The sequence below is a fragment of the Lichenihabitans psoromatis genome (assembly GCF_004323635.1).
Taxonomy (GTDB): domain Bacteria; phylum Pseudomonadota; class Alphaproteobacteria; order Rhizobiales; family Beijerinckiaceae; genus Lichenihabitans; species Lichenihabitans psoromatis.
Genome location: NZ_CP036515.1, coordinates 1,428,378 through 1,447,455, shown reverse-complemented (window position 1 = coordinate 1,447,455; position 19,078 = coordinate 1,428,378). Strand labels below are relative to the sequence as shown.

The 19,078-nt window shown below is 63.3% G+C and carries 18 protein-coding genes; 8 read left to right on the top strand and 10 right to left on the bottom strand.

What is annotated here, in order from left to right; all coding sequences use genetic code 11:
* Window positions 1–20: 20 nt before the first annotated feature.
* Window positions 21–854 (top strand): FkbM family methyltransferase, encoded by an 834-nt coding sequence (locus tag EY713_RS06710; RefSeq protein WP_131114132.1) that lies wholly within the window; start codon window positions 21–23, stop codon window positions 852–854.
* Between the two features lie 451 nt (window positions 855–1,305).
* Here EY713_RS06710 and EY713_RS06700 read toward each other — a convergent pair whose 3' ends face one another.
* Genes EY713_RS06700 through EY713_RS06665 form a run of 8 tightly spaced genes read right to left on the bottom strand, consistent with a single transcriptional unit; the run spans window position 1,306 to window position 9,572 of the window.
* Window positions 1,306–2,589, bottom strand: coding sequence for a D-tagatose-bisphosphate aldolase, class II, non-catalytic subunit (locus EY713_RS06700; RefSeq protein WP_131114130.1), 1,284 nt, complete (start codon window positions 2,587–2,589; stop codon window positions 1,306–1,308).
* The gene (locus EY713_RS06695) at window positions 2,586–3,680 is read right to left on the bottom strand and encodes an ABC transporter ATP-binding protein (protein ID WP_131114129.1); all 1,095 of its coding nucleotides are present in this window, start codon (window positions 3,678–3,680) and stop codon (window positions 2,586–2,588) included. Before EY713_RS06695 ends, EY713_RS06700 begins: the two co-directional genes overlap by 4 nt.
* A gap of 60 nt (window positions 3,681–3,740) precedes the next feature.
* Window positions 3,741–4,694, bottom strand: coding sequence for an SIS domain-containing protein (locus EY713_RS06690; protein ID WP_131114128.1), 954 nt, complete (start codon window positions 4,692–4,694; stop codon window positions 3,741–3,743).
* 23 nt (window positions 4,695–4,717) lie between these two features.
* Complete coding sequence (locus tag EY713_RS06685; protein WP_131114127.1) at window positions 4,718–5,584, bottom strand: carbohydrate ABC transporter permease; 867 nt, start codon at window positions 5,582–5,584, stop codon at window positions 4,718–4,720.
* Window positions 5,584–6,507: a carbohydrate ABC transporter permease gene (locus EY713_RS06680; protein ID WP_131114126.1), complete on the bottom strand. Its 924-nt coding sequence runs from the start codon at window positions 6,505–6,507 to the stop codon at window positions 5,584–5,586. Before EY713_RS06680 ends, EY713_RS06685 begins: the two co-directional genes overlap by 1 nt.
* 25 nt (window positions 6,508–6,532) lie before the next feature.
* Entirely contained in the window at window positions 6,533–7,801 is a 1,269-nt protein-coding gene (locus EY713_RS06675) for an ABC transporter substrate-binding protein (protein ID WP_131114125.1), read from the bottom strand.
* On the bottom strand, window positions 7,798–8,775 hold the full coding sequence (locus EY713_RS06670) for an N-acetylglucosamine kinase (protein WP_131114124.1): 978 nt from the start codon (window positions 8,773–8,775) through the stop codon (window positions 7,798–7,800). The genes EY713_RS06675 and EY713_RS06670 overlap by 4 nt, the downstream gene beginning before the upstream one ends.
* On the bottom strand, window positions 8,772–9,572 hold the full coding sequence (locus tag EY713_RS06665) for a DeoR/GlpR family DNA-binding transcription regulator (protein WP_131114123.1): 801 nt from the start codon (window positions 9,570–9,572) through the stop codon (window positions 8,772–8,774). The genes EY713_RS06670 and EY713_RS06665 overlap by 4 nt, the downstream gene beginning before the upstream one ends.
* A 235-nt stretch (window positions 9,573–9,807) precedes the next feature.
* On the opposite strand from EY713_RS06665, the gene EY713_RS06660 reads away from it, so the two are divergent.
* From EY713_RS06660 to EY713_RS06650, 3 genes are all read left to right on the top strand, one after another.
* The gene (locus tag EY713_RS06660) at window positions 9,808–10,023 is read left to right on the top strand and encodes a helix-turn-helix domain-containing protein (protein WP_131114122.1); all 216 of its coding nucleotides are present in this window, start codon (window positions 9,808–9,810) and stop codon (window positions 10,021–10,023) included.
* 125 nt (window positions 10,024–10,148) lie between these two features.
* The gene (locus EY713_RS06655; protein ID WP_131114121.1) at window positions 10,149–10,409 is read left to right on the top strand and encodes a DUF768 domain-containing protein; all 261 of its coding nucleotides are present in this window, start codon (window positions 10,149–10,151) and stop codon (window positions 10,407–10,409) included.
* A 72-nt stretch (window positions 10,410–10,481) separates the two neighbouring features.
* Entirely contained in the window at window positions 10,482–10,679 is a 198-nt protein-coding gene (locus EY713_RS06650; RefSeq protein WP_131114120.1) for a hypothetical protein, read from the top strand.
* Between the two features lie 16 nt (window positions 10,680–10,695).
* Here the strand turns inward: EY713_RS06650 and EY713_RS06645 are convergent, their stop codons facing one another.
* On the bottom strand, window positions 10,696–11,283 hold the full coding sequence (locus tag EY713_RS06645; protein ID WP_165491049.1) for a TetR/AcrR family transcriptional regulator: 588 nt from the start codon (window positions 11,281–11,283) through the stop codon (window positions 10,696–10,698).
* Between the two features lie 78 nt (window positions 11,284–11,361).
* On the opposite strand from EY713_RS06645, the gene EY713_RS06640 reads away from it, so the two are divergent.
* From EY713_RS06640 to EY713_RS06630, 3 genes are read left to right on the top strand one after another with little or no spacing between them, the layout of a single operon-like run.
* Window positions 11,362–12,477, top strand: coding sequence for an efflux RND transporter periplasmic adaptor subunit (locus EY713_RS06640; RefSeq protein WP_131114118.1), 1,116 nt, complete (start codon window positions 11,362–11,364; stop codon window positions 12,475–12,477).
* The gene (locus tag EY713_RS06635) at window positions 12,474–13,601 is read left to right on the top strand and encodes an efflux RND transporter periplasmic adaptor subunit (RefSeq protein ID WP_131114117.1); all 1,128 of its coding nucleotides are present in this window, start codon (window positions 12,474–12,476) and stop codon (window positions 13,599–13,601) included. The genes EY713_RS06640 and EY713_RS06635 overlap by 4 nt, the downstream gene beginning before the upstream one ends.
* Window positions 13,602–16,694 (top strand): efflux RND transporter permease subunit, encoded by a 3,093-nt coding sequence (locus EY713_RS06630; RefSeq protein ID WP_131114116.1) that lies wholly within the window; start codon window positions 13,602–13,604, stop codon window positions 16,692–16,694. It begins immediately after the preceding gene.
* Between the two features lie 16 nt (window positions 16,695–16,710).
* Here EY713_RS06630 and glpD read toward each other — a convergent pair whose 3' ends face one another.
* Window positions 16,711–18,228: a glycerol-3-phosphate dehydrogenase gene (gene glpD, locus EY713_RS06625; RefSeq protein WP_131114115.1), complete on the bottom strand. Its 1,518-nt coding sequence runs from the start codon at window positions 18,226–18,228 to the stop codon at window positions 16,711–16,713.
* Between the two features lie 213 nt (window positions 18,229–18,441).
* On the opposite strand from glpD, the gene EY713_RS06620 reads away from it, so the two are divergent.
* A complete protein-coding gene (locus EY713_RS06620) occupies window positions 18,442–19,074 on the top strand; it encodes a TIGR02466 family protein (protein WP_131114114.1) in 633 nt (210 codons plus the stop codon).
* Window positions 19,075–19,078: the final 4 nt, after the last annotated feature.

The following is a 19,078-nucleotide window of genomic DNA, read 5'->3' as shown; positions in this document are numbered from 1 at the left end:
ATAATTAAGCAGGTCAAAAAATGATCAATTTGGATGAGCCGTTTTTAATTCTCGACGAGGAAAGTGGCGTGAGCTTTTTCTTCCGCAATGCCGATCAGCTCGACACGATCGCGACCCAGATATCGAGAGACGGACTTGGTAGCTATGAGTTCCCGACCCCAGCCATCATCATCTATTTAGCCCGCGAAGCGGGTGGGTTATTCCTCGATGTGGGGGCCAATACCGGTCTGTTAAGCCTTGTCGCGGCCGCCGCTAACCCGCTCATACGCGTTGTCGCCTTCGAACCGCTCGAAAGCGTCCGATTATTGCTAGGTGCCAATGTCGCAGCCAATCCCACTTTGGCACCAAGAATCACGATCGAATCTATTGGCTTATCCAATAAGGCAGGAACGTCATGCTTCTATGAAACGATCAACGACGTCGGTTTGGTGACGACCAGTTCGAGTCTCGAGCTCTCTCATGCCGAGTCGATTGGAGTTTATCACGAGCAAACGATCGAAACCGAAACGCTTGATCGGTGGAGCGAGAGACTGAGTTCGTTACCCATTCGATTGATCAAAATCGACGTCGAAGGCCACGAATATGCGGTTCTCGAAGGCGGGCAAAAGACGATCGCGAAGAACAGACCCTATTTGACAATTGAAGTCTTAGGAAATGCTGGCCTCGAAAGCATCAATCGCTTTCTGATCGAAGCGGACTACATCGACTTCGCGATTGCACCATCGGGCTTGCGTCATTGCGCTTCGGTCGCTCATCATTTCGACGCCTGGAACCACCTTCTCTGCCCGAGCGAGAAGGCCGCGCAAGTTCTCAGGATGGTAAGGCACCTCGGCATTGATATGTCATTGGTCTAAGAAACTCCCTTGTGGCGCAACCTCGTAACGGTGGGTATTTGTGGAAATGCACTTTGCAGCGCCACGCTACGCTCGTCACACCGTAGCCGCCGCGATCCATCGGTCGTTATGGACGGTGACCATCCTGGCCGCGGCGGCGATCTTCGCCCCGGCTCTCGCAGACGTGCGATTTGGGCGGGGGGTGTTCATCGGCGGCCACGACTTCTCGCATCAGCGCTACGACAGGCGGCACCATGCCGTGATCGACCTCTATGATCGGCCGATCCGACGGGAGGGCTGCGCGTGGCATCGGGACGGACGTCATGGGCAAGTGCGCAGATGCCGCTTGCAGCGCCGCCCTCAGCCGTAGGCCGAAGCAGGCGGGTTGTCGGCTCGCGTCGCCGACCGCGAGGCGGGTCGATCGGATATGACCCTTCAGCGTCGTTCGGTTCGCCACCGTACGGCCGCGCGGTCAGGTCGTGACGGTCACGCCGCAGGCGCGGGCATAGATCGCGAGAACCCGCGTGACGGCGGCCTCCTGCAGCACGGTCGCGGTCGCGCCGCCGCTCCGCGCTAGGAGTTCTGGGTCGAGTAAGCCGAAATACTGGCTGATCAAGGTCGCGGGGATCGCGCGATCGCCGAACAAGCCAAGCAGGCGCGACAGGGCCGCCTGCGCCTCGGCATGGGGCCAGTAATAGCGGATGCGATCGCTGTAACTAAAGTGCCGCTGCAACCGCAGCTCGGCCGCATCGCCATGGTAATAGGGTTGCCAGGAGCCCGGCTCGCGCAGCATCACGCGTTCCATCGCGGCCGACAGGCTGTCGTCCGCTTGCTGCAGACCCAGCACCGTCGCGATGGCATCGAGCCCGTAAAGCGCCTCGCGCAGCGCGAACGTCAGGCCGGGGCCGACCTTGAGGATCGCGAAGCCATCGTCCACCAGGGCCGCGAGGGCGGCTTCGGATTGATAATCGGTCGAATGAGCCTCGAACACGACGTGCGGCAGACCGTCGAGCGTATCGCTGAGCGCCTTCGCCTTGGCGCGATCGTAAGGGACGACGTCCGCGTTGCCGAATTCGACGCCCGGCTGCACCACGATGCCGACGGTGCGGCCGAAGGCCTCCTGCAGGTCGAGCTTGGCAAAGGCCCGCTCGTGCACCGCAACGGTGTGCCGCGCGGCGTCCGGGGAGGTGATCGCGAGATGATCGAGTGCTTCCAGCGCTCCACCCGGCACCGGCACCTCGGTGCCGATCACGTAGGACAAGGTCTCGCGCGCCGGGGCGGCCTCCTCGGCGATGGCCGCGACGCTAGCGGCTCGGGCTGCGGTCGTCTCGTCCGACAAGGCAACCGTTTCGCCGGCGCAGCCCATGCTAGTGTCGAGATGGAGCTTGGTGAAACCAGCGCGGGCAAAATCCTGCACCATCACGCTCGCCTCGCGCATGGCCTCGTCGGCCGGTCGATGTTTCCACGGATTGGGGCCGAGATGGTCGCCACCGAGGATCAACTCGCCCGAAAAGCCGACCCTTGCGGCAATCGTCTCGACGAAACGCCTGAACGCGTCCGGCGTCATGCCGGTATAGCCACCATGCTGGTTCACCTGGTTACAGGTGGCCTCGATCAGCACGGGCGCCCCCTGCGCCTGGCCGAACCGCAAGGCGGCTTCGATCACGGTCGGATGCGCGGTGCAGACCGAGGTGATTCCTGCGCGACTGCCGGCGCGCCGCTGGGCCGGGAGGTCGGCGATCCGATTGTGGTTCATGCGCGAACGCTCTCCCGCTGAAGATCGAGCCGCTGCCCGCTGGCGGCGTCGAAGAGATGGATATCGGCCGGTTCGGCCGCGATCGGCAAGAGATCGCCCGAACGCACCAGCCGTCGGCCCGGCATAGCCAGGATCAGCTTATGATCGCCGAGATGGCCGTGGACGTGCAACTCGGCACCCGTTGCCTCGACAAGATCGACCGTCATGGAAAGGGCATCCTCCGCCATGGAGACCACGAGACGCTCGGGGCGGATGCCGAACACGACCGCGCGACCCGCTTCGGCCGACACGCGCCCGGGGAGCGGCAAGATCAGGCCGCCTAGATCGACGCCATGCCCCTGCGGACCATCGACGAGACGGCCCCGCAGCAGGTTCATGGCGGGCGAGCCGATGAAGGCTGCCACGAACAGGTTGGCGGGTCGGTCATAGACCTCGAGCGGTGCCCCGATCTGTTCCACGCGGCCCGCATTGAGAATGACGATGCGGTCCGACATCGTCATCGCTTCCATCTGATCGTGGGTGACGTAAATCGAGGTCGTGCCGAGCCGCTGCTGCAGCGTTTTGACCTCGACCCGCATTTGCACCCTGAGTTGGGCGTCAAGGTTCGACAGCGGCTCGTCGAACAGAAACACCTGCGGCTTGCGGACGATGGCGCGTCCCATCGCGACCCGCTGGCGTTGACCACCGGAGAGTTGCCGCGGATAGCGGTCGAGATAATCCGACAGTCCAAGCACTTGCGCGGCCTGTCCGATCTCCCGGGTCATTTGCTCTTTGGAGGCGCCCCGCAGCTTGAGGCTGAAACCCATGTTCTCGGCCACGGTCAGGTGCGGGTAGAGCGCGTAGTTTTGGAACACCATGGCGATGTCCCGGTCTTTCGAGGGGACGTCGTTGACGACGCGACCCCCGATCGACAACGTCCCGGCCGTGATGGTTTCGAGGCCCGCTATCATCCGCAACAGGGTCGACTTGCCGCAACCCGAGGCGCCGACGAGCGCGATGAACTCGCCGTCCGCGACCTTGAGGCTGACATCGCGGATGACGGGATGGGCCGCATAAGACTTGCTGATATGGGCGATCTCGACATCCGCCAATGGGGTTCTCCTCGATCTCGGTTGAAGGTCCGGTTGAGAGCGGTCAGAGCCGCTGGGGCGTCAGACCAGAACCACGACTTTGCTGAGATGACGCGGCGCGACCGTGTCGACGTTACGTTGCTCGGCGACCCGTTCGCCGAGGATCTGCAAGGCTGGCAAAATTGCGAGAGCGCGGGTCAAGGTTTCGTCCGGCACCGCGATCTCGATGTCGCCGGGTCCGCCGAAGCCGAGCACGCGTGCGCCTTTGGCTGTGAGTTCCGCCGCGACCTTGGCTTCCTCGTCCCGCGTCTCGGGGCTGTAGAGCATCACCACGAAGGTCTTGTCGTCGACGAGGCTGATCGGGCCGTGGCGATATTCCATCGGATGATAAGCCTGCGAATAGCTGATGCTCATTTCCTGCAGCTTGAGCGCGCCTTCCTCGGCGAGCCCGTAAAGCGCGCCAGCGCCGAGATAGACGAAATGCGACCGGCCCTGCAGAGCGGCTTTCAGTGTCGCATCGGTCTTATCGAGGATCGCGAGCGCCTCGGCGGCGAGGCTGGGCGACATCGCGATGCCGGCGAGGCGCAAGCCTTCGAGCAGCATGAGGCTGGCCGAAGAGGTCATAACGATCCCCTCGCCCGGATGGGTTTCGGCATAGATCGTGGTTGCGGCCGCGCGAACGATGCTGCTGCCCTCTGCGCAGGTGATGGCCGTGGTGGTGAGGCCGGCCGCCCGGCTGACCTCGACGGCCTGGACGGTCTCGGTCGATTCACCGCTGCGTGATAGAGCGATCACATGAGTGCGGCTGTCGTCCACCACATAAGCCTTGCGGCGGCGCGCCCATTCGGCACCCGGCACGGCCTTGGCCGACAGGCCCTTGAGGTTGAAGGAGGCCGCGACGATCTGGGCGAGATAATAGGATGTACCGCAACCGACGATCACATAATCGGTGCCGTCGGCCGGCAGGGCCGCGACGGCCGGAGCCTTGGCCCAGAACGGGAATTGCTCGCGGATGACCTGCTCCGTGATGTTCATGACGTGTCCTTCTGGCGTTATGATTACTTGCCCGATCCGGCCATGAGGCCCTGGACCAGATATCGGTTGAGAAAGAGCACCACCAGTAACGGCGGCACGATCGCCAGCATGCCGGCCGCATTCATCAGCCCGTAGTCGACGTAGTTTTTGGTGACGAATTCGGGGATCAGCACGGTAAGCGGCTTGGTTTGCAGCGTTGGCGAGAACACCAGCGGGATCATGAACTGGCCCCAGGCGCTGAGAAATGTGAGGATCGCGCTGGCGATCAAGCCCGGCGCGGCGAGCGGCAGCACGATGCGGACGAGCGTGTAGACGCGACCCGCGCCATCGAGCCAAGCCGCTTCTTCGAGCGACACCGGCAGCGATTGATACACGCTTCGCATGAGCCAGAGCGCGAGCGGCAGGAAGGCCGACACATAGATCAGCGTGACGCCAAGATAGGTGTCGACGAGCCGTAGCGCGATCATCAGACGATAGAGCGGGATCATCACCGTATAGGCTGGGATCGCCAAGGTCGCGACCACCAGCACGAAGATCACGTCGCGCCCTGGAAACCTCAGGCGCACAAAGGCATAGCCCCCAAAGGCGGCCAGCAACACCGTGATGGCGGTGGCCGCGAGCGTCGTGACCAGCGAATTGATCAGCGCCCGGCTGAACTGCGGCCACACCGATTGGGTCGCGGTTCCCTGATAGGAGCTCGTGCCCCCAAGCAGGTTGGCATAATGCTCGAACGTGATGCTCGGCGGGAAGAAATGCGGCGTCTGCGACACGAGATCGGCCGGGCGCGTGAAGCTGGTCGCAATCGACCAATAGATCGGCCCGAGCGACCAGAGCAGCAGACAGACGACGCCGACCCCGATGCCGAGGCGGCCGGACAGCGAACGGGTCATCAGTCGAACCTCGTTTCGCGATAGACGCGCAGCACGTAGATCAGCGACACCAGGAGCGAGGCGATCATGATCAGCACCGACAGCGCCATGCCGTAGGAAAAATGCAGGTTCTGGAACGCCGACATATAGACCTGCGCCACGATGGTTCGCGTATCGAGGCTCGACCCCGCCAGGATCCACGCTTCGTCGAACAGGTTGAAAGCGAAGACGGTCGACTGGCTGAGCGCGATCGCAAGGCCCCCCGAGATCAGCGGCAGCGTGATCATGCGAAAGCACTTGATCGGGCCGGCGCCATCGAGACGCGCCGCCTCGTAGAGCTCGCCGGGGACGCTCTGCAGCGCGGCCAGCAGGATGATGGCCGTCAAGGGCAGCATGCGCCAGACGTGGACGAGCCCGATCAGCAGCAGCGCGGTCGTATGATCGTTGAACCAGACATGGTTGGTCGTGATCAGGCCCGCGCTCTTCAACAGGCTGTTGAGAAGGCCGTAGCTCGGATTGTAGATCCACAGCCAGACGATCGCATTGACGACCGGCGGCAGCGCCCAGGGCAGAACCATCGCGGCCAGCAACCAGCGCCGCCCCGTTCGGACCTGATGGAGCAGCAGCGCCACCCCGAGACCACCCAGCGTTTCGGCCACGACCGCAATCGCCACATAGGCGAAGGTGTTGAGCCAGGCCGCCTGGACGTTCGGGTCGGCGAACAGGTCGATGTAATGCCGCAAGCCGATGAACGGCGTACCGGGTCGCATCGGATCGACCCGATGCAGGCTGTCCCAGAGAGTGAACAGAACCGGGCCGAGCACCAGTCCGCCCATCAGCACCGCGATGGGCGCCGCGAAGGCAAGGCCGAGCCATGCCTCCGCGCCGAACCAGCGCGCGCGGGTCGTGACCGGCGTGTCGGCCGAGGCCGGAATGGCGCTCATGATCGTCGACCCGCGCGCGTCATCGTCACTTCATCGCGTCTTCAGCGCCGGCCGCGATCTGCTTGACGGCTTGATCGACCGTCAGCTGACCCTTTGCGACCTGATTGATAGCGGTCGCGGCCGCACTCGAGAATTGCGGATACCAGCCCGGCGTGCCCTGCGCGAACAGGGGCTCGACGAGAGCGGCTTCCTCGATCAATACGGAACCCCCGGCAAGCTTCCCCTCCTGGTTGAGCGAGGTCAGCACGCTGGTGCGGGTCGGCAAATTGCCGAGAGCCGTGTAGCATTCGGCTTGGTTCTCGGGTTGCAGCAGCCAATTGATGAAGGCGGCGGCCGCTTGTTTGTGGGTCGAGGCTTTGGGAATACCGACAGCGCCCGGCAGACCGAAGGTCCGGCTCTTTCCCGTGACGTTGGGCATCAGCGCCGCGATCGCCTGTCCGGCGACCTTCGATTTGTCCTTGTCGTTGTAGAGCGCGAGATTGCCGGCCCAGCCGGCGAGATCGAAGGTGATCTGACCGCTCTTGAACAATTCCTGGATATCGACGTCCTTCAGGCCCGTCGACGCCGGATCGATCAAGCCTGCCTTCAGGGCCTCGGCTTCGAAGGCCAAAGCCTTGTAGCCGGCCGAATCCGGTGTCGTGAACAGCGCCTTGCCGTCCTTGTCGAACAGCTCGCCATTAAACGCCTTGGTCAGGAGGTACCAGGCGGTGGCCGACCCCTCGGTCGCCGACATCGGCAAGCCGATCGGATACGTGACGCCGGCCTTGGCCTTCACGGCTTTCGCATCGGTCAAAAGCTCGTCCATGGTGGCGGGCGGCTTGTCGATCCCGGCTTTCTTCATCTGCTCCTGGTTGACGATCAGGACGCGATAATCGTTATTATACGGGACCGCGATCAGCTTGCCGTCATAGGTGAAGATCTTGTCGGTCGGCAGATCCTTCCGCAGGCTGGCATCCACCATGCCGTCGAGGGGTTCGTACCAGCCGGCGGCGCCGAACTGCCCAACCCAGGACCAATCGACCTCCGTCACATCGGCTGGTGCGGTGCCGGCCAAGGTCGAGGTCACGATCTTGGTGCGGATGTCGTCCCAACCGAGCGTCTGCATATCGAGCGCGATCCCGGTCTGCGCCGTGAAGCGGTCGGTCATATCCTTCGGCAGCGTGCCCCACGGGGGAAGCAGCACGGTAATGCTCTGGCCCGCATAAGGCTTGGTCTGCGCCGAGGCGGGGATCGCCATCAGGGCTACGGCTGCCACGGTGCCGGCCAACACGGCCCTCAACCATGTTTTGGTCATGCTACACTCCCACTATGCCGGAAACCGCCGGGCCGGATCGTCGCTGCGAAAGACGCCGCGAGGCGGGCGCGCCAAGCCGGATCGTCCGTCGTCCATCCCGATTGTCGTGCGGCCCGCAGGATCGCACCGCCGATGGGCGGCAGATTTGGCGCGACCGGGGCGCCGAGCGCCTCCGTCATCAGCCGCAGCACGGTCGCGCTGCGAAACAGCCCGCCCGCATGGCTCCAGACGAGCGGCTGCGGGGTCCCGATGCGCCGTGCGGCGGCCCGCACGTGGTCGATGAGATGATCGGCCGCGCGGGACAGAATTGTGAGCGCGGTCGCATTGCCGGTTTCAGCGAGGTCGTCGACCACTTCGGCCAAGGCCGCGACATCGGACCGACGACTGCTGTTCAGATAGGACCAGCCGATCACCTCGGCCTCACTGATCCGCAGACGGGCCAGCAGCGCATCGGCGAAGGCCTTATCGGCGCTGCGGCCGTCGAGCGCCTGGGTCATCTGTGAGAGAGCTTCGCGCCCGACCCAATGGGCGCTTCCCTCGTCGCCGAGAAGGTCGCCCCAGCCGCCGACCCGGACATGACGGTCGCGGCCGTCACCGGCCCAGCCCATCGAGCCGGTTCCGGCCAGCGCCAGGACGCCCGGCCTGCCCGCGAGGGCGCCCTCGAACGCCACATGAACGTCGTTCAGCACTTCGCAGGGCATGGCGAGAAGCGAGGCCGCGACCGCATTCTGTTGCCGCGAGATCGCCTCCACCTCGCCATGAAACGGCAGCCCGAGCACCGCACGGCTGACGTCCGGCAGCAGATCCTGGAGACTTGCGAGGAGATCGGCGAGCCGTGTCGGCCAATCCGGATCGGCCATCGGATCGAGGGCCGTGCCGTGCCGAAGCGCCACGATCGAGCCCTGGCGATCAACGCATGCCAGGATCGTCTTCGACCCGCCGCCATCTAGTCCGAGAAGCAGATCCCGGCTCATGGCGTCGGCGCGCTTGAAGTGGGGCCAAGCGTGTCGGGCGCGATCACGAGGTCGACGCCCGCCTCGCGCAGCCGGCGTTGCCGCGCTGCCGCCAGTTGCTTGTCCGAGATCACCCGCATAGGCGGCGCCAGCATGGCCACCAGATAGGTGGTGCGACGACCGAATTTGCTGGCGTCGGCCAGAACCGTGACGGCGGCCGATCGCTCCATCATCCGGTCGTTGAGGCTCGCCTCGCTGGCATCGACACTATAGATGCCGCCGTCGTCGCCGATTGCGCTGGCGCCGAGAAAAAGCTGATCAAACCAGAGCCGATCGAGCATGGCCTCGGCGGCCGGGCCGACAAGTGAGGCATTCTCGCTTCGCAACTGGCCACCCAAGAGGGTGACGCGAAGCTGCGGCACATTCATGAGCTCCTGCGCCACCATGAGACCGTTGGTAAAGATCGTCAGCGGCATCGGGCTGACCCGCAGACGGCGGGCCAGTTGCAGGACTGTGGTGCCTGCATCGAGAAAGACGGAGCTTTGCGGGCGAATGAGATCGTAGGCTTTGGCCGCGATGGCGCGCTTCTCAGCCAGTTGCTGACGCTCCCGCACCGAAAATGCCACTTCGATCTGCGCGCCCGCCGCGATCCTGGCACCACCATGGGTGCGGCTCACAATCCCCTGTTGCTCGAGCGTCGTGAGATCCCGCCGGATGGTCGCGACCGACGCACCCGTGGCGCTCGCCAACTCTTCGATCGAGCAGGTGCCCTGGGCATAGAGATGGTGGCGAAGCGCTTCGAGGCGATCTGGTTTCATGGCTTTTCCTGCCGTCTGATCGAGAGCTTAAATCCGAACAGATCATAGTCAATCACTTTCTTGATCGATCGTGATCTGCGTTGGGCCGACGTTCCATCCTCGATTGGAACAGGCTGCGAGGATTTGGGCGGGCACGCCACGTGCAACTTCAGGTTGATCGACGACAAGCGTCCCGGAACGATACGCCACTGTGCGGAAACGGATCGGGGCGCCCTTTGAAGAAAGCCGGCGTGCCATGACCGACCGTTTCCAGCACACCCCGCGGTCCACCCCGGAGACAGGCGAGCGTGATCGTATCCTCGTCGCGGCCCGCGAGATCTTTTCGGGTGGAGGGATCGATCTTCTGAAGCGCCGCACGATCGCCGACATGGCTGGCGTCACGCCCAACACGGTCAGCCGCAACTTTCGCAGCCGCGCCACTTTGATCGACCGCTTGGCTCACGCCGAGTAGAACCAAGCCCGACAGGCAAGAGGCGGATCCTAAGATCCTCGCTTTGAGCCCGCCCATCTGGCCGATCAAGGTTGAACTTAGCCGTGGCGATTGCGTTAAGTCCTCGATAATGAACGAGGGTCGTCGTGAGCCATCAAGCTGAAGCGTTTCTGGGAAGTTGGATCGTCACCAACGTGCATCCGAGCGGCATGAAGGCGGCCGGAGACACCACCGAGGCCGCACAGCTTGCGGCAGACTGCGTCGCCTTGGCGGCGGCTCAGCAGATCACGCGCGCTGATTTCGAAACCGAGGTCGGCGACCTCGACGAGCATATGCGGTTAGCTCTGAACATCGCGCAGGATGCGGTGGACCAAGCCGCGACACGCCCTCAACGCAGTTCGCGTTAACCGAATTCTCATCAATTCGATACGCAACCGTAACGAAGTGGTAAGAATTAACGACGCGAGGGGAGCTTAGTTATGTTGAATCTTCTGATCAGCCATGGATTATCGAACATCCCGAAGGCTTTTCTAGCGCCTATTCTAGCACAGCAGCCGGCACAGCAAGCACAAGCGCTGATTGGTTACCCGATGTTGCTATCCGCTCTGACGCGCGCCGAGCGGAGTGGATCGCTTGCGGCGGAGCGGCAAAAGGTTCTGCAACGCCTGCAAGGCTGAGGGGCCAATTGTCGGTTTAGTCGACGGTTTCGGTGGGCGCGGCGATCGTCGATGGAGACGATGCGAGCCGTTCGAATGATTTACAAATGGAATTAAGCTCGTCCGTCGAGAGATCGACGAAGCCGAGGGTCTTGGTCAGCAAAAGCCCCAACGTCGCGAACAGCATCGCGACCCCAACCTCTGGTATCTGTCCGTCCCGTCTCTCATCGAGCTTTTGCCGTAGCACAGCGCGAAATTCCTCAAGCGCGGCTGGATGATCGGTGGCGGCGACCAGCAACGAGCGCGGAAATCCATCGTCGTCGCTATACATCCGTTTCATATGCCGGATCATGGCGACCACGTAAGCCGCCTCTCCAGGGCCGGCCGCCGCCTCTTCCTCCTTATACTCCGCCACATACCGTTCCAGCCGCGCGCGCACCAGCGCGGCGATCAGGCCTTCCTTCGTGCGGAAGTGATGCAGCACGCCACCCTTGCTGATGCCCGCTTCCGCCGCCACGGCATCCATTGTGAGCCGTTGGGCGCCTGAACGACCAATGACCGCCTCGGCGGCTTCCAAAATTTTCCGAAGCGTCTCGATACTACGCGTTTGAACAGGTTGGTTCATTAAAAAAATCCGGCTGGACGGTTTCTTTGTATCGTTGTATATCGCAGCGATCAACCCTCGTGAGCCGAGTTTTACCACATGCTGTCCCGACCCGGCCGATCGCATCCTGAGCAACGTCATCGTCGATGGGGTACGACGATCGCGACCGGCGTCTGTCTCATGCTGGCGCAGCCCGGACGAGCCGCCGAGGCCGCACGCGTGGATCTCGTGCGCGTAAAAGCCACCACGGTGACGGCATCGAGCGTCCAATCGGACATTTCGCTATCGGGCGAGATCGCGGCGCGCGTCCAATCCGACATTTCCTTCCGGCTGACCGGAAAGATCATCGAGCGCCTCGTCGAGGTCGGCCAGCATGTCGGCCCGGAGGACGTGCTCGCGCGTCTCGATCCGACCGAGCAGAAGGCGGATGTCGACAACGCGCAGGCCGGATTGGCCTCGGCCGAAGCTTTGTTGCAGCAGGCGCAGTCCACCTTCGCCCGGCAGCAAACGCTGCTCGGAAACGGCTACGCGACCCGCGCCGGTTTCGATCAGGCCAAGGAGACCCTGCAGACGACCCAATCTCAGGTCGAAGCCGCCCGCGCCGCGCTCAGTACGGCGCTGGAGCAACTGTCCTATACGGATCTGAGGCCGGGGGTCGCGGGCGTGATCGTGTCGCGCAATGCGGAGACCGGCCAGGTCGCCCAAGCCGGACAGACGGTGTTCTCGGTAGCGCAAGACGGGCCGCGCGACGCGGTCTTCAACGTCTACGAGGCCCTGCTGACCAAGCCATTCGAGAGTAAGGTCGTCGACATCGAGCTCCAGTCCGATCCGAGCGTGACGGCGACTGCGCATGTGCGCGAGATCTCGCCCTTGGTCGATGCCGCGACCAGCACGATCAAGATCAAGGTCGGGCTCGACACGACCCCCCCGAAAATGACCCTCGGCGCGGCCGTGATCGGGCGCGGGCGATGGGATCGCAAAAACGAGGTGAGCGTTCCGTGGAGCGCTTTATTTGAGTGGCAATCAAAACCCGCCGTCTGGGTCGTTGGAGAGGGTGACGTCGTTTCGCTCAAGACGGTGTCGGTCGATCGGTATGGCGCCGGCATTGTCGTTCTCTCGGGGGGGCTCGACAGCGGAACTCGCGTGGTCACGGCGGGCCTGCAACTTCTCCGGCCCGGTCAAAAGGTCGACATCGCGACCGGAGACACGCCATGACGACGCCTCGACGTCTGCGGCAGGTCGCCGCCGCTGCCATCCTCGCGACCCTGTTGTCGGGTTGCGATCGCCATACACAGGACGATCCGCCGCCGCCGGCGATCCGGCCGGTGCTGACGACCGTCGTCACGCCGACCACGGCCGACGTTTTTGGACCGTTCACCGGCACGGTCGAACCGCGTTACCAATCGACGCTTGGCTTCCGTGCGGCGGGCCGCATCGTCACGCGGGATCGCAATGTCGGAGATCAAGTCGTGGCGGGCGACCGGCTCGCTTCCCTCGACCAGACTTTGCCACGACTTGCACTGATGTCGGCGCAGGCTGATCTCGCCAATGCCCAGGCTCAATTATCCAATGCGGTCGCGACGTTGGCGCGGCAGCGCATCTTGATCCAGACCGGCAGCGTGGCTCAATCCCAGGTCGATACGGCCGTCGCGGCCAACGATACGGCGGAAGCCCGCGTCAATCAGACAAAAGCCGCCCTGCAGAAAGCGCAGGAGCAGCTCGGCTATACGGATTTGAACGCCGACCATGATGGCGTGGTCACGCTTTACAGTGCCGAAGTCGGTCAGGTCGTCTCGACCGGACAGACGATCGTGACGGTCGCGCGTCCGGCCATTCGGGATGCGGTTTTCGATGTTCCCGATGACCTCGTCGGCGCGGTCAAGCCAGGTGCCGTCTTCGCGGTCTCGCTTCAGGCCGACGCCTCCGTCTCGGCGAGCGGCGCGGTCCGCGAGATCGCGCCCCAAGCGGACGCATCGACCCGGACGCGGCGGGTGCGGCTGACCCTGACGGATCCGTTACAAGCCTTCCGGCTCGGCACCACCGTGACGATCACGCTTGTGCGTCCGATTTCGCCGCGTTTCACGCTTCCGGCGACCGCAATTCTCGAACAGTCCGGCAAGCGTTTCGTCTGGTTGTTCACCACCGGCAAGACGGCAGAGCGACGCGCGGTGACTCTCGCCGGCCCGCCTGACGCTCATCTGGGCGAGAGCATCGCTCCAGCGCATCTGCCCTCCGACGAGGTCGTCGTGATCGACGGTTTGGCGGCCGGCGACCGTGTCATCACGGCCGGTGTGCATTCATTGACGGACGGCCAGACCGTCAAGCTCATCGGGGATTAGATGAAAAGTTTCAACGTCTCGGAATGGGCGCTCGAACACCGCTCGTTCGTGTGGTTCCTGATGATCGTCTCGATCCTCGCCGGCGTCCTGGCCTATCGCGGGCTCGGTCGCGAGGAAGATCCGCCATTTACCATCAAAACCATGGTGGTGCAGCAGCAATGGCCCGGCGCGACCCTCGACGACACGCTCAATCAGGTCACCGACCGGCTCGAGAAAGAGCTGAAGCAGATCGACGCCCTCGATAATACGCGGAGCTATACGGTCCCTGGTAAAACCACGATCCTGGTCACACTGAAGGATACGACCAAAGCCAAAGACGTTCCGCAGCTCTTCTATCAGATCCGCAAACACGTCCAGGATATTCAATATACCCTGCCCTCAAACGTCCAAGCGCCAGCCTTCAACGACGAATTCGGCGATGTCTATGGCAACATCTATGCGTTTACCGCCGATGGACTGACTCAGCGGCAGTTGCGGGATTATGTCGAGATGGTCCGCTCGGACGTGCTGTCGGTCCCGAGCATCGGCAAGGTCCAAGTCATCGGCGCGCAGGATGAGGTGATCTACCTCGATATTTCGATCCGCAAACTCGCCTCGCTCGGCCTCAACGTTCAATCGCTCGTCCAGACCCTGCAGAACCAGAATGCCGTGCAGCCGTCCGGTGTCGTGCAGGCGGGGCCGGAGCGGATTTCGCTTCGGGTCGGCGGACAATTCACCAGCGAGGATAGCCTGCGGGCCATCAACCTGCGGGTCAACGACCGCTTTTTCCGGTTGAGCGACGTCGCCACGATTACGCGCGGCTATAAGGACCCACCCGATCCTTTGTTCCGGGTCGACGGTCAACCCGCCATCGGGCTCGGCATCGCCATGACGGCGAGCGGCAACCTCCTGCAATTCGGCGAAGCCCTCAAGGCCCGGATGCATGAGATCGAGGCCAATCTGCCAGTCGGGGTCGGCGTGCATCTCGTCTCCGACCAACCCAAGATCGTCGAAGAAGCGGTCGGCGGCTTCACCGAGGCGTTGGTCGAGGCCGTGCTGATCGTTCTGGTGGTCAGCTTCATCAGCCTCGGCTTCCGGGCCGGACTGGTCGTGTCCTTCTCGATCCCGCTCGTGCTAGCGCTCGTCTTCGTGGCCATGAGCTATTTCGGCGTGTCGCTGCAGCGCATCTCGCTGGGCGCGCTCATCATCGCGCTCGGGCTTCTGGTCGACGATGCCATGATCACGGTCGAGATGATGGTCAGTCGCCTCGAACTCGGCGACGATCTCAAGAAGGCCGCAACCTTCGCCTATACGTCGACCGCCTTCCCGATGCTGACCGGCACGCTCGTGACGGTCGCGGGCTTTATCCCGATCGGCTTCAACGGGTCATCGGCCGGCGAATATACCTATACGCTCTTCGTCGTGATCGCGGCGGCGCTGCTGTTGTCGTGGATCGTGGCGGTTCTGTTCGCGCCGCTGATCGGCATCAAGCTGCTGCCCAAAACCATGAAGAGACATGCCGAAAAGCCCGGCATGGTTCTGCGCCTGTTCTCGTCCATGCTGATCGGCGCGATGCGCTGGCACTGGCTGACGATCGGCGTGTGCCTCGTCCTGCTGGGCGGCGCACTTTACGGGATGGGCCACGTCCAACAGCAATTCTTCCCAAGTTCCGACCGGACCGAACTGCTGGTCGATCTCACGCTGCCTCAGAACAGCACCATCCTCGAGACCAAAGCTCAGATGGACCGCTTTGAAAACGGCCTGAAGGGAGACCCCGATATCGTCGGCTGGAGCTCTTATGTCGGCGAAGGCGCGATCCGTTTCTACCTGCCGCTCGACCAGCAATTGGAAAATGCCTTCTTCGGCCAAATCGTGGTCAAGACCGCGTCGCTGGAGGCCCGCAGCCGCGTGTCCGACAAGCTGAAGGGGCTCGGGCGCAACGAGTTCGTCGGCATCGACACCTTCGTTCATCCGCTCGATCTCGGGCCGCCGGTCGGTCGGCCGGTGCAATATCGTCTGAGTGGCCCGGACGTGCAGGTGTTGCGTGAGCAAGCGCTCAAGCTCGCGGGCGTCATCGCCGCCAATCCGCATCTCGCTGCTCCGACCTTCGACTGGAACGAACCCGGCAAGGTAATCCGGGTCGATGTCGCGCAGGACAAGGCGCGGCAACTCGGCATCAGCTCATCCGATGTCGCCACCATTTTGAATGGGGTGGTGGGCGGCGCCACGATCACGCAGGTGCGGGACAGTATATATCTGGTCGATGTTGTGGCGCGAGCGCAGGCGAGCGAGCGACACAATATCGGAACCCTGCAAAGCCTTCAGATCCCGATGCAGAATGGCAATGTCGTCCCGTTGCTCTCGTTCGCGACGATCCGTTACGACTTGGAACAGCCGATCATCTGGCGCCGGGATCGCGTCGCCACGATCACGCTGCGGGCCGCGATGGCTGACGACACCCAGCCCGCGACCGTCGTGCAGCAGCTTCAGGACCCGCTCAAAACCTTCGTGAGCGAGTTGCCGCCAGAATTCCATGTGGCGACAGGCGGCGCGGTCGAGGAAAGCGGCAAAGGACAAGGGCCGATCGTGGCCATCGTTCCCCTGATGCTGCTCACCATGGCGTTTTTCATCATGGTGCAACTGCAGAGTTTCCAGAAGATGTTCCTGGTCGTCAGCGTCGCGCCGCTCGGTCTCATCGGCGTAGTGGCGGCATTGCTTCTCTCGGGTAAACCGATGGGCTTCGTGGCGACACTCGGCATTCTGGCGCTGATCGGCATCATCATCCGCAACTCGATCATCCTGATGGCGCAGATCGACACGGTGCTGGCAGAGGGCAAGGACCCCTGGACGGCGGTTGTCGAAGCCACTCAACATCGTATGCGGCCGATCCTGCTGACGGCGGCGGCCGCGAGCCTTGGCATGGTGCCGATCGCGCCGCAGATCTTTTGGGGCCCGATGGCGCTCTCGATGATCGGCGGCATCCTGGCCGCGACAGCCCTGACGCTGCTGTTCCTGCCGGCGCTCTATGTGGCTTGGTTTCGGGTCAAGGAACCGAAGCCAGGGCAAGCCGAAGACAACCACGTCGGAGCGCCGATGGCGGACGCGGCCCAGTAATCGCTTCAGGCGGTTCTCACGCCACCAGTTGCTCGACGCTCGCCTGCAGGTAGAGGTCGAGCGCTTCGATCTCGCCGGCCGTGAGACGAAGCCCGAGCTTGGTGCGGCGCCAGACGATGTCCTGCGCGGTGCGGGCCCATTCGGTTCGGACCAGATGGCCCACCTCGGCTTCGGTCAGGGTCGCGCCGAAGTCGCGTCCCAATCCCGCCATCGATGTCGCGGTCCCCAAGATGTCGCGCGCCTTGGTGCCATAAAGGCGGGCCAATCGAGTGGCGTGACGTTGTGTCAGGAACGGCCAGCGCGACGCGATCTCCGCGACCAGAGCCGGAAATCCGTCGATCGGGAAATCCCCGCCAGGCAAGGCCTCATGCCCGGTCCACCCCTCCTTGCGGGTGCCGGCCGGGATATGGGGGGCGAGCAGGGTCAGCGCATGTTCGGCGAGCTTGCGATAGGTCGTGAGCTTGCCGCCAAACACCGACAAGAGGGGCGCTTTGCCATCGGTATCGAGCGATAGCACGTAGTCGCGCGTGGCGGCCTGCGCGGCGCTATCGCCCTTGTCGTAGAGCGGCCTCACCCCGGAATAAGACCAGACGATATCGGCTTTCGTGATCGGCTTGGTGAAATATTCGGCCGCGGCGTCGCAGATATAGGCCACCTCCTCGTCCGAGGCTGTGACGTCGGCTGGGTCGCCCTCGTAATCGCGGTCGGTGGTGCCGACCAGCGTAAAATCCTGCTCGTAGGGCACGGCAAAGAAGATCCGGCCGTCGGCATTCTGGAAAATGTAGCACCGGTCGTGATCGTAAAGCTTACGGACCACGATATGCGAGCCCTGGACGAGGCGGACCTTGGCGGCCTGGTTGATCCGCAAGGTCGCATTGAGCACCTGCCCGACCCACGGGCCCGCCGCGTTGACCACCACCTTGGCCCGGATCGTCTCGCGCAGCCCGGTGTCACGGCTCTGCACCGTCAGGGCCCATTCGGCCGCGCCGCGTTCGGCCGTGATGGCCTTGGTCCGCGTGACGACTCGGGCACCGCGATCGGCCGCGTCGCGGGCGTTCAACGCCACGAGGCGCGCGTCCTCGACCCAACAATCCGAATATTCGAAGCCTTTGGTGAACTCGCCGCGTTTCAGCGGCACACCCGCCTCGTCCGTCGTGAGATCCAGGGTGCGGGTCGCAGGCAAGCGCTTCCGGCCGCCCAGATGATCGTAAAGAAACAAGCCGAGCCGCAGGATCCAGGCCGGGCGCAGCCCCTTGTGGTAGGGCAAGACGAAGCGCAGCGGCCAAATGATATGCGGGGCGATGCCCCATAGAACCTCCCGCTCCATCAACGCCTCGCGCACGAGGCGGAACTCATAATGTTCGAGATAGCGCAAGCCGCCGTGGATCAGCTTGGTGGCGGCCGACGATGTGCCGCTGGCGAGATCGTTCTGTTCGCAGAGATAGACCTTGAGGCCACGCCCGGCCGCATCGCGCGCGATGCCGCAACCATTCACGCCACCGCCGATGATGGCGAGATCATAGGGACTGTCCAAGGCCGTCGCTCCCGCCGCTGTCTCGTTGCTTTTAAAAGAGGATAAAACGAATATCTTTGCCGAACAAGCGATCAAATCGAACGCCGAAACGAATAGTCAACGGCGTTTCGATTTGACTCGATCATCCCGGGTGGCTGGGATAGGGCTGCTGAAGCGTCCCAAGGCCCACACGCACGACTTCCGGGGTCACGGCGGACCGCAGGGAGAAACCACATGGCCACTCGGCTCGATGTCGCGGTGCGCGGATTATTCGCAACCCCGGTGGCGGCGCTGGACGTGCCGGGCGCGGAGGCGATCAACACCGAGTTGCAGCGCGTGATTCTGGCCAGGCGCGACGACACACCCTCGGTGCAAGCCTCAAATGCCGGCGGTTGGCATTCGGATCGCGATATCCTCGCCTGGGGTGGTCCGCATGTCGGGCAAATCATCGACATGGCGAAGGGGATGGCGGGCCAGTTGACGGCCGACCGGAACGGACAAGCTTTGCGCCCAGCCTGGCAGGTGCGGGCTTGGGCTAACGTGAACACCAGCGGTCACGCGAACATCTGCCACTATCATCCCGGCTCGTTCTGGTCGGGCACCTATTACGTCGATGACGGCGGCTGCGCGAGCGACCACGAGCTCGGAGGGGAATTCGAAATGCTCGATCCGCGCGGTCCTGGTCCCGGCATGTATGCGCCCGCGCTCAAATTTGCCGGTGAGGATGGCGCCTCGGTCGGCGGGGCCGAGATCATCCGGCCGAAACCCGGCTTGCTGTTCCTGTTCCCATCCTGGCTGATGCATCAGGTCCGCCCCTATCGGGGCACCGGCACGCGGATCTCGATCGCGTTTAATCTCAGCTTGTGACGGA

What these genes read in the sequence shown, in the direction of transcription:
- EY713_RS06710 (WP_131114132.1), top strand. Translation starts at nt 21, where the DNA reads ATGATCAATTTGGATGAGCCGTTTTTAATTCTCGACGAGGAAAGTGGC.
- EY713_RS06700 (WP_131114130.1), bottom strand. Translation starts at nt 2,589, where the DNA reads ATGAACCACAATCGGATCGCCGACCTCCCGGCCCAGCGGCGCGCCGGC.
- EY713_RS06690 (WP_131114128.1), bottom strand. Translation starts at nt 4,694, where the DNA reads ATGAACATCACGGAGCAGGTCATCCGCGAGCAATTCCCGTTCTGGGCC.
- EY713_RS06685 (WP_131114127.1), bottom strand. Translation starts at nt 5,584, where the DNA reads ATGACCCGTTCGCTGTCCGGCCGCCTCGGCATCGGGGTCGGCGTCGTC.
- EY713_RS06680 (WP_131114126.1), bottom strand. Translation starts at nt 6,507, where the DNA reads ATGAGCGCCATTCCGGCCTCGGCCGACACGCCGGTCACGACCCGCGCG.
- EY713_RS06675 (WP_131114125.1), bottom strand. Translation starts at nt 7,801, where the DNA reads ATGACCAAAACATGGTTGAGGGCCGTGTTGGCCGGCACCGTGGCAGCC.
- EY713_RS06670 (WP_131114124.1), bottom strand. Translation starts at nt 8,775, where the DNA reads ATGAGCCGGGATCTGCTTCTCGGACTAGATGGCGGCGGGTCGAAGACG.
- EY713_RS06665 (WP_131114123.1), bottom strand. Translation starts at nt 9,572, where the DNA reads ATGAAACCAGATCGCCTCGAAGCGCTTCGCCACCATCTCTATGCCCAG.
- EY713_RS06660 (WP_131114122.1), top strand. Translation starts at nt 9,808, where the DNA reads ATGACCGACCGTTTCCAGCACACCCCGCGGTCCACCCCGGAGACAGGC.
- EY713_RS06650 (WP_131114120.1), top strand. Translation starts at nt 10,482, where the DNA reads ATGTTGAATCTTCTGATCAGCCATGGATTATCGAACATCCCGAAGGCT.
- EY713_RS06645 (WP_165491049.1), bottom strand. Translation starts at nt 11,283, where the DNA reads ATGAACCAACCTGTTCAAACGCGTAGTATCGAGACGCTTCGGAAAATT.
- EY713_RS06640 (WP_131114118.1), top strand. Translation starts at nt 11,362, where the DNA reads ATGCTGTCCCGACCCGGCCGATCGCATCCTGAGCAACGTCATCGTCGA.
- EY713_RS06635 (WP_131114117.1), top strand. Translation starts at nt 12,474, where the DNA reads ATGACGACGCCTCGACGTCTGCGGCAGGTCGCCGCCGCTGCCATCCTC.
- EY713_RS06630 (WP_131114116.1), top strand. Translation starts at nt 13,602, where the DNA reads ATGAAAAGTTTCAACGTCTCGGAATGGGCGCTCGAACACCGCTCGTTC.
- EY713_RS06620 (WP_131114114.1), top strand. Translation starts at nt 18,442, where the DNA reads ATGGCCACTCGGCTCGATGTCGCGGTGCGCGGATTATTCGCAACCCCG.